The sequence below is a fragment of the Arthrobacter sp. B1805 genome, from assembly GCF_002929745.1.
GTDB lineage: Bacteria > Actinomycetota > Actinomycetes > Actinomycetales > Micrococcaceae > Arthrobacter_D.
This window is the reverse complement of the sequence record NZ_PJIQ01000003.1, coordinates 71,703-82,375: the sequence shown is the minus strand read 5'-3', so window position 1 is coordinate 82,375 and position 10,673 is coordinate 71,703. Positions and strand designations below refer to the sequence as shown.

Here is a 10,673-nt window from a genome sequence, read left to right as displayed (position 1 = left end):
GGAGCGAGGCAACTACGACCTCTCCCAACTTGACCTCCTCTACGCAGGCAACGACGCCTGCCCCGTCAGAGTCATCCGCGCATGCAGGGAAGGATTTCGGTGTGGGAATGCAACGTATCCCGTTGCTGTCACACGCGATGAAGGTGGGGGAAGTTCTTACTGTGTTGCGGTATGAATCCCTCGAAGCAGGCAAAGACGTGCAGCACCGAGAAGGCTTGCTTGGCGCACGGCGACGTCGACCGACGCCTCTTCGTCACCCTCAATAAGGACCAGCAGAATTACTCTGCGGCAACGATGCACAGAGATTATGCGGTTGACCCTGACCTCTTTCGCTGAGGATCGCAGAATCCGACGTCGATCACCAGCCCTACGGGGCAGGGCTATCTGAATCACAAGTCGCGTGGGTCCCAAGTGCTGCTCTTCACTCGTCCAACCGAGGAGTGGCCGGACTGAAATCCGCACGCTTAGGTGAGGTCGACTACATTCAGCACTCGGGGGAGAGGCCCCATCGCCATCACTGGAAGCTGCAGCGAGCGATGTCGGCCGATCTTTTCGGATCTGCTTTAGTGGCAGCGCCGTAAGTGTCATTCAGCGTTGGCGATTAGCTGACAGCCGAGGGAAGGATTGAAGGTGCTTAGCACAGATGATGACGCGAGGCGGAGTGCGCTTACTTGCCCGCGGTGCGGTCGAAGAGTGCCCAGAGTAGGTAGCGGTCAGACCGTGCCAGCGGAACATCGAGGTGCCAACGGCGGCCTGTGCGTAGTGGCCGGCCATACCAAGCCCAATTGGAGAATCGCAGCGCCACCACTCCACCCCGGAGGCGGTAGCGATCATCGGAACGTCCCAATCTTCGCGCACTGCCCGGTCTGCGGGCTGAAACTTTCCATCTCGCCAAGGAGGCAGATCATTCCAAAGCATCGTACGAAGGGAGCGGAAAGTGAATGCGTCGGGCGAGGAATGGTTCCAGGGCAGACCTGGGCCGGACAAGCGACGAGTCAACAAAAGAAGGCTCAGAAGGCGAAGGAGGCCGAAGCAGCGCGTCCCTCTGTACTACCTCGGAGGACAATTTCTGCCGAGCAGATCAGCTTCGCATCGAAGAGAGCACAAGCATCCGCCCAAAAGCGCGGCAAGTACACCGGCAGGGGGAGCGACGGTTGGCCCTTGTCAACCAGCGTACGCGCTGTCCCAACAAGCCCGCCGGGTACAGGAAAGCGCAGCTGAACCTACAAGGACGTCATGAGCCCAGTTGAAAGCTCAACGAGCATAGAGTAGAGCGAGTGCTGCCAGAAGTAGGGGGATGACGCATGGATGCGTTTGGAATTCGGAATGAACTGATCGACGGCTACAGGTCATTCACCGAGGGGTTCGTCGACATACAGGACGATCGGATTCGGAAGACTGTCAGCGAACTTGCGGACCAAGGACGCCAATGGCCCGACCCTTGGCTTTCTCTCAACCCTTCGTTCCAGAGTGGTGGGAGCGTCGATGAGCTAGTTGATCGCGGCATACTGCACGAGCAGTGCCGGGAAATCTTCCGGTCGAAGAAGGACATGAAGGACCGGGGGAGCGGCTCATTCACTCTCCATAAACATCAGGCGGATGCCGTCTCCATAGCGGCCGGTCGGCACTCCTACGTCCTGACGACCGGTACAGGATCGGGGAAGTCGCTTTCCTACATAGTCCCCATCGTCGACCGCGTGCTCCGCGAGGGCAGCGGCAAAGGCATCAAGGCCATCATCGTCTACCCCATGAACGCGCTCGCCAATAGCCAAATGGAAGAACTCACTAAGTTTTTGGAGTACGGATTCGGCGGGGAATCGCCGGTAACCTTTAAGCGGTACACGGGCCAGGAAAAAGGCGAGGAGCGCGAGTCGATCCTCAAGAATCCCCCGGATGTCATCCTGACCAACTACGTAATGCTCGAATACGTCCTCACGCGTCCTGAGGAACGGCAGTCGCTCATCAGGGCAGCGTCCGGACTGAACTTCCTTGTTCTGGATGAACTGCACACCTACCGGGGCCGACAGGGCGCGGACGTTGCTCTACTCGTCCGCCGTCTTCGGGACGCATGTCACGCTCAGGAGACACTCCAATGCGTTGGAACATCCGCCACCATGTCTTCCGGCGGAACTATGGCAGAGCAGCAGCGAGACATCGCCGAGGTAGCCACACGAATCTTCGGCACCGAGGTGAAGCCCGACCACGTCGTGACGGAATCGCTTGTCCGAGCCACCACGGTAAGAGATCAGACAACCGAGGATCTCAAAGCTGCGGTGTTGGAGCGTGGTGATGCAGAGTTCAGCAGCGCGACCATCAGCGGCGGTTATGTCTCCCTCCGCTCCGATTCCCTCGCGTCGTGGATCGAGGATACCTTCGGTCTGACCACAGAAGCTGAGTCCAGTCGGCTTATTCGCAGCGCCCCCAAAACAATCACTGGAGCCGCCGAAGTATTGGCGGCGAAAACCGGCCAAGACCCAAAAGCTTGTGCAACGGCAATCCGTGCCACTCTTCTGGCAGGCTCGAAGGCTAAGTCGCAAGCAGGGCGCCCACTTTTCGCCTTCCGCCTTCATCAGTTCATCTCAAAGGGCGGTTCCGTCTACACAACGCTCGAACCGGAAGCTACCCGTCTGATCGAAACGGACTTTCAGCTCACGACGGGCGAGCAGGAGAAGCGGTTATACCCTCTAGCCTTTTGCCGGGAGTGTGGCCAGGAATACCTCATGGCCCGCCTGGTGGAGACGGCTGAAGGGTCCCGTTTCATTGCCCGCCATGAGTTGAAACTGCAGGACGACGGCGGGGAGGACCGTGGGATCGATGGTTACCTCTTCATCTCCACAAGACAGGAATGGCCCGACCAGGCGGTTGAGTCTGGTCGCCTACCAGCGTCTTGGCTTACAAACGCCGAGACAGGTCATCCAGTCATCGAGTCGAAGCGCAAGCGTCTGCCACAGCGTTACAGTGTGGGATTGAGCGGTGAAGCGGCCATGGACAACGCAGCCACAAGTTCAGACGGGCAGCTCGCTGCATGGATACCGCGCAGCCTCGGATTTTGCTTGAACTGTCAGGTGACCTACGAATCCGCACGCAGCGGAGAGTTCTCCAAATTGGTCACTCTGGATCAGGAGGGCCGTAGCAGTGCCATGACCGTTATTGCCACGAGGCTCGTGCAGTTACTGAAATCCGACATAGGTCAGGATCTCGCCCCAGAAGCCAAGAAACTCCTGACTTTCGTAGACAACCGCCAGGACGCGTCTCTGCAGGCCGGCCACCTCAACGACTTCGTTCAGGTTGCGCAACTGCGTGCCGCCGTCTATCAGGCCGTCGCTGCGGCAGGAGAAGAGGGCCTCGAAGCAGCGGATCTCGGAACAGCGATCGTCAATACGCTCAACTTGGAGTGGGGAGACTACGCCCAGATCGAAGACCCACTCGACGCTCGACCGACGAGACGTGCGCTCCACGACGTCGTTACTTACCGTGCTCTTCGGGATCTTCAGCGTGGATGGCGAATCACCCTTCCGAACTTGGAACAGACCGGCCTATTGAAAGTTCAATATCCGAACGCGCGACGACTGGCCGAGCAGGATGCGCGCTGGGAGTCTGCCCACTACGTTCTCCGCGTGATGGACGCAGGCAAACGCGAAGAGATCATCACGGTGCTGCTGGACGAGTTCCGCCGGGTGCTGGCCATCGACGCCGAAGAACTCACCGTCGATTGGTTGAACAAGGTAAAGAACCGTAGCCGAGAGTATCTTTCCGGCATCTGGGCCCTTCCAGAGCGGGAACCGGATCCAAATGTGGGGCTCGTATCGACAGAACCTAAGAAGAGCGCGTCCTTCCGCAACATCCTTCCCGTCACAGCCCATGGCACCTTTGGGCGGTGGCTTGCTCGAACAGCGTCGTCGGCTGGAAAGCTTTCGATGGCCGAGACCAATGAGGTCATCGCGTCCCTGTTCGAGATCTTGCACAAGACAGGCCTCATAGCCGAAGTTGTCGAAGGCAAACTTTCGGGTTACCGGCTCAAGTTGTCCACGATGGTCCTGGAGAAAGGCGCAGGGGAGTACGGTGCGCCCGATCTTCTGCGCCGCAGCTACCACGCTGACCAGAAGCCACGTGTCATCAAGTTCTTCAAGGACCTTTACTTGGAGACAGGGAGCCAGCTTGCCGGTCTGAAGGCTGCCGAACATACCGCACAGGTCCGGTCAGAAGATCGTGAGAAGCGGGAGCAAGCGTTCCGACGAGCAGAACTGCCGTTGCTTTTCTGTTCGCCCACCATGGAACTGGGCGTCGACATTGCGAGCCTTAATGCCGTCGCAATGCGCAATGTGCCGCCGACGCCGGCAAATTATGCACAGCGAAGCGGCCGTGCAGGTCGCTCGGGGCAGCCCGCGCTAGTCATTACGTACTGCGCCACGGGAAGCGCGCACGACAGCTACTACTTCGAGCGTTCTGATCTCATGGTGGCGGGCCAGGTTCAGCCACCCCGCCTCGACTTCGCGAACGAGGACCTGATCCGGTCCCACGTTCATGCTGTCTGGTTGGCCGAAGCACTATCGGCCACAAGCCACGGCCTCGGGAAGTCGCTGGCCGGGCTTCTCAAACTGGAGGACAAGACCTACCCCATCCAGCCGCAGATCCGGTCTTTCCTCGAAGACCCGAGCGCGGCAGCGCGCGCAAAGGGATCGGCAAAATCCCTGCTCTCCGCAATCCAGCACGAGCTCGCCGACACGGTCTGGTGGAGCGCGGACTGGGCGGACCATGTCATCGACGATGCTTTCAGCGCGCTCAACGAAGCGTGCGATCGATGGCGGCTGCTCTACCGCAACGCGCTGGCCGAGCAGGATGCGGCACACAGAGCGAGCCAGGATCACTCGGTCACCTCCAAGCAGCGGGAGGAAGCCAACAACCGCCACCGTGAGGCTAGCCAGCGGCTTGAAATATTGCTGAATGACAGTGATTCCCGCGGTCAATCTGACTTCTATACGTTGCGTTATCTGGCGTCAGAAGGCTTTCTGCCTGGCTACTCCTTCCCCCGCTTGCCGCTGGCGGCCTTTATCCCGGGAATCCGCAAGGGACGAGATAACAACAGCACCTGGCTGCAGCGCTCGCGCTTTCTCGCGATCAGCGAGTTCGGCCCGGATGCCCTCATCTACCACGAGGGCGCCCGATATCAAGTGAAACGCGTCAGCCTTCCCCGCGACTCGGATGGAGGCGGAGCGGGGGATGTCGTGTTAACCGAGGCCCGTGTGTGTGAAGCTTGCGGCTATCTGCACGAGCGAAAGCCGGGTATCGACGTCTGCGAGTCCTGCGACAAGCCGCTGGGCGGCAGTTGGTCGAACCTGATGCAGCTCCAATCGGTGATAACCCGCCGACGGGAACGGATCAGCGCTGACGAGGAAGAGCGAAACCGGCAGGGCTTTGAGCTTGTCACCACCTACCGTTTCGCCCCTCACGGCAAGAAGCCGGGGCGTGTGGACGCAGGCATCTACAACGACGGGGACCTCCTCGGCGAAGTCCGTTACGGTGACGGAGCCACCGTCCGGGTAACTAACCTGGGCCGGCGCAACCGCGCGGATCAGGACAAGCACGGTTTCTGGCTGGATCTGATCACCGGTGAATGGCTCTCCGAGAAACGCGCAACCGAAGAGTCCGGAGACGGTGGCGACGTTGATGACACCACGGTGGAGCAGTCAAAAAAGAAGCAGATGATTACTCCGTTCGTGGAGGACAGGCGCAACATCGCGATCTTTAGGTGGGCAAAGGAAGTCACTGATGAAGCGGCGACCACTATGCAGTACGCCATTGAGCGGGGGATCGAGGCGGTCTTCCAGCTCGAGGACTCAGAGCTGGCAAGCGAACGCCTGAATGACGCAGATGACCGTGGCCGTCTTCTGTTCGTAGAGGCCGCCGAAGGTGGAGCCGGCGTTCTGCGGCGCCTGCAAAGCGAGCCTGACGCCATAGCCAAGGTGGCCGCCAAAGCGCTCGAAATCATTCACGTAAACCCTGCCAACGGAGAAGACGATGACACCTCGTGTGTTCGCGGCTGTTACCGCTGCCTACTGTCGTACGGTAATCAGCGTTCCCATGAAGCCATCGACCGGCGGCTGGTGATCGACTTGCTCCAGCAGATAGCGCAAGCAACGACGAAACCGATGTCTGAACCCAAAGCAGCGCAACCAGACCCCATGAGCGGCAAGCAACCCGTCAGCCCGCGGGCAGAGGACTTTCTGAGGCGGCTGACGGACGGCGGCTATAACCTTCCCGACGACGTCGGCCCGACCATAGCCGGGAACGTCGTGGACTTCACCTTCACGAGCAAAGTGTCACTGCCAACCGCTGTAATTGTGGAGGACGAGTCGAGGCCCTCTATCGATGCTCTGGCGCTCACGTTCAGCAGTTGGAACGTGATCACCGCAACCTCCACTGATGACCTCGACGGTTTCATCTCCCGCCACCCGAACGTATTTGGAGTATCCACGTGAGTATTACTGCAGCGGAAACTACTTTCGCCGTCGGTTCTTTGGTTTCTGCCCGTGGACGGGAATGGGTGGTTCTGCCCGGAAGCGATCAAGAGTTCCTCGTCCTTAGACCCATCGGTGGCACCGATGAAGACATCGCAGGTGTCATCCCCGCAATCGAGGAAGTGCGGTCCGCGTCATTCGGACTACCTTCTCCCACAGACCTGGGCGATGACCGTAGCGCCCGTCTCCTGCGGGACGCCCTCAGGATAGGGTTCCGCTCAAGCGGCGGCCCATTCCGCTCCCTTGCCGGGCTGAATGTCTCCCCTCGCCCCTACCAGCTGGTGCCCCTACTCCTGGCGCTCCGCCAGGAGACGGTACGGCTTCTGATTGCTGACGACGTCGGCATCGGCAAGACGGTAGAAGCTGGGTTGGTTGCCGCTGAGCTTCTTGCCCAAGGCGATGCCAAAGGGCTGACGGTTCTTTGCCCGCCCAGCTTGGCGGAGCAATGGCGGCAGGAGCTGTCCGCAAAGTTCGGCATCGAAGCGCAGCTGGTACTGCCGGGCACGGCGAGAAAGCTTCAGAGAGCGGCGGGCTACGACAGCTCAATCTTCGAGCACTTCAAGCACACCATAGTCTCGACCGACTTCATCAAGTCCGAGTCGAAGCGGCACGACTTCCTGCGTACTGCTCCCGATCTCGTCATCGTTGATGAGGCCCATGGAGTAACCGCTGATGACACCGGCAAGGGCAGCTCCGGCAGAACCCAGCGGTACGAGCTGGTGAGAGGACTGGCCGACGACAAAAGCCGACACCTCATTCTCGTCACAGCGACCCCTCATAGCGGTAATGATGCCGCCTTCCGCAACCTCATCGGGTTGCTCGATCCAAGCCTCAAGACCGCTGACCTTTCCCACGAGTCTGGACGTCGCAAGCTGGCCGACCACATGGTGCAGCGTCGGCGCGTCGATATCCGCAGCTATCTCCAGTCGGACACCAAGTTTCCGAATGACCGCGAGACGATAGAGCTGCCCTACAAGCTGTCCCCGGAGCACCGGGCGTTCTTCGATGCAGTTCTCGAATACGTGCGCGGTCGTGTTCAAGACACCACGGGAACAAAGCTGGATCAACGCATACGCTGGTGGTCAGCTCTCTCTTTGTTGCGTGCCATGGCCTCCTCCCCTGCTGCTGCAGCAGCAACACTCAAAACCCGTGCCGCTACCGAGGAAGCGGAAACGGATGCTGCAGCCGAGAAACGCGGCATGGCCGTTGTGATGGATCAGGTGGAAGACGACGGCGGCGAAGCTATCGACGTCGTCCCCGGCTCCCGCCTGGAAGCGATTGAGGAGTCAGAGACAGTCAAGCGCCGTCTAAACTCGTTCTGGAAAACCGCTTCTGAGCTCGTAGCTGTACCGGCGACCGACGCAAAACTGCAGTTGCTGCAGAAACGGGTGCAGAAACTGATCGCAGAAGGATTTCAACCGATCATCTTCTGCCGGTTCATTCCCACGGCACACTATGTGGCTGACTTCCTACGTTCGGCCAGCCGAAACAAGTTCTTGGTCGAGGTCGTGACCGGCGAACTGCCCGCAGAGGAGCGCGCTGCACGGGTGGCGAACCAGGCCGAGCAGGCCGGGAACATGCCCAAGGTGCTCGTGGCGACCGACTGTCTTTCGGAGGGTGTCAATCTCCAGGACGGATTCCAGGCAGTCGTCCACTATGACCTGGCGTGGAACCCAACTCGCCACGAACAACGAGAAGGCCGGGTAGACCGCTTCGGTCAGACCTCAGACACTGTCCGTGCCGTGACCATCTACGGCGATGACAACGGCATTGATGGAATTGTTCTCGACGTTCTGCTGCGAAAGCACGAGAGTATCCGGAGGGACCTGGGTATCAGCGTGCCTGTACCGCCGAAGAGTGATCAGGTTCTCGCTGCTTTGCTTGAGGGCATCCTGATGCGGGGTAAGCAAGGCGACCAGATGGAACTGTTTACTCTCACGACGGAGGCCGAGCAGCTGGAAACCGAGTGGCGTAGCAGCGCAGAACAGGAACGGGCCAGCCGGTCACGCTTTGCCCAGAATGCCGTGCGGCCTGATGAAGTGCAGAAGGTCGTCGACGCCGCTCGGCGCAGTCTTGGCGATCCGGCGGATGTCGAGAAGTTCATTCGTGCAGCTCTGGAAGAAACCGGAGCCCACACACAGCCCACGCCGGCCGGACTCGTTGCAGAGCTTGCCACTGCGGCACCTGGCATGCGTAACGCTCTGGGCGGCCGCACATCCGTGCAGTTCGTCCGGGACTTTCCGGCGCCGCACAACACATCTGTCTTCGTCCGAACCGACCCGATGGTCACGGCAGCAGCCCAATATGTGCTCAACTCCGCCCTTGACGATCAGCTCGACGGTAAAGAACGCCCTGCTCGCCGCTGTGGTTTCATTCAAACCAACGACGTCGACGCTCTCACTGTGGCACTCCTAGTCCGCTTCCGCACCAAGCTGGTTCTCCCTGCCCGGCTGGGAGATCGGACCGATATGGCAGAGGAAGCACGGGTCCTCGCGTTTCAAGGGAGCCCGATGAATCCCATGTGGTTGGACGAAGCAGGGGTAGAGGCTCTACTCGCGGCGAAGCCCGCCGGCAACGTCGGCGATGTCACTGAGAAGATGGACAGCATCCTGAAGGCGATTCCCCTGCTCCAAGATGCCCTGAACGAGAAGGCAATAACGGTGGCAGAAGAGATACGCGATGCGCACCGTGAAGTCCGAATTTCGGCCCGCGGGGACCGTGCGGGACAGCTAGGCATTCGGGGACTTGCGGTAGAGCCGAACCTGCCTGCCGACATTCTCGGCGTCTATATTTACAATCCGATGGGAGCGGCGTAGTGAGTACAGCATTTCAGGCGATCACCGTCGTTGGCGGAGTTGTACCGCCGTCCCTTCTGGGGCGGATCCAATCCGGCCAAGTGAGCGATCCCAAGAGCCTCCAGCCCACTACGTATCACCTCATCGGAACGGAGACGGTACGCGACGCTGCCTCCCGCTCCTGGATGTACCTGAAATCCGCGTGGCAGGCATGGCGTGAACTCGATGCTAGAAAGCGCCCCGATGCCAAAGGTCCTGGTACCGGTGATGCCCGGCAGAAGTGGCTGCTGGTCATGCTTCGGGAGTTCGGCTATGGGCAGGTCCCGACGACCAGCGGCGGCTTCCACGTCGATGACGCGGCATACCCCATCTCTCATCGATGGGAAGCCGTACCCATTCACCTGTTAGGCCCGGGTGTGGACCTGGACCGCCGCAACCCCGGGGTCGAGGGAGCCTCCCGCGCGCCCCAAGCGATGGTGCAGGAGTTCCTCAATAGGGAAGAGGAGCACCTCTGGGCGATATTGAGCAACGGCCTCAAACTGCGCCTGCTGCGCGACTCCACAGCGCTCGCCGGATCTGCGTACATCGAATTCGACCTTGAAACCATCTTCGACTCAGACCTCTACCCCGAATTCCAGATTCTTTGGCAACTCGCGCACCAGTCCCGTCTGGCTAAGCGCGGAGGGCCGGATGCTCCGCCGGCTGACTGCTGGCTCGAATCCTGGCGCAGCGAGTCCATTGACGCAGGCGCCCGGGCACTCGACAAACTCGGACTCGGGGTCGAGAAGGCCCTCATGCACCTGGGTACTGGTTTCCTCCGTCATCCAGATAACGGCTGGTTGATGGACGCGCTGCACAGTGGAGAGCTGAGCCCGCGAGAGTTCCACAAAGCGCTACTGCGCACCGCGTATCGACTCTTGTTCTGTTTCGTCGTGGAAGACCGGGGAGCGCTGCTTTCGCCGGACGCATCCACGGCTGCCCAGGAGCGATACGCGACCTACTTTTCCACCCAACGACTTCGCAAGATGGTGCGCAACCGAGACGGCGGCCCGCACCCTGACCTATGGCGGACGCAGAAGATCGTCTTCAATGCACTTGGCGGGAACGGACTGGATGCTGTCGGACTGCCCGCATTGGGCGGGCTATTTGACCCGGACAGCCGTGCGGTCCAGCTTGAACAACAGCCGAATCCGGATCTGCTGCTCGGCGCGGAACTGGCAAACCGGGACTACCTTGCGGCCATACGCAAACTGAGCTGGGTGGTCGGGAGAACCGAGAGGCTCCAACCTGTCGACTACCACCATTTGGGTGCCGAGGAATAGGGCTCGGTCTACGAATCGCTGCTTGAACTTATTCCGCG

General features: G+C 60.1%; 3 protein-coding genes. All 3 read left to right on the top strand.

What is annotated here, in order from left to right; all coding sequences use genetic code 11:
• Window positions 1-1,304 precede the first annotated feature (1,304 nt).
• Genes CXQ96_RS04470 through CXQ96_RS18595 form a run of 3 tightly spaced genes read left to right on the top strand, consistent with a single transcriptional unit; the run spans window position 1,305 to window position 10,635 of the window.
• On the top strand, window positions 1,305-6,479 hold the full coding sequence (locus CXQ96_RS04470) for a DEAD/DEAH box helicase (protein WP_104116843.1): 5,175 nt from the start codon (window positions 1,305-1,307) through the stop codon (window positions 6,477-6,479).
• Window positions 6,476-9,334, top strand: coding sequence for a helicase-related protein (locus CXQ96_RS04465; RefSeq protein WP_104116842.1), 2,859 nt, complete (start codon window positions 6,476-6,478; stop codon window positions 9,332-9,334). The genes CXQ96_RS04470 and CXQ96_RS04465 overlap by 4 nt, the downstream gene beginning before the upstream one ends.
• Complete coding sequence (locus CXQ96_RS18595) at window positions 9,334-10,635, top strand: hypothetical protein (RefSeq protein ID WP_219816088.1); 1,302 nt, start codon at window positions 9,334-9,336, stop codon at window positions 10,633-10,635. The genes CXQ96_RS04465 and CXQ96_RS18595 overlap by 1 nt, the downstream gene beginning before the upstream one ends.
• Window positions 10,636-10,673: the final 38 nt, after the last annotated feature.

Bases quoted from the DNA above. Each gene is read 5' to 3' on its own strand.
- CXQ96_RS04470 (WP_104116843.1), top strand. From the start codon at position 1,305: ATGGATGCGTTTGGAATTCGGAATGAACTGATCGACGGCTACAGGTCA.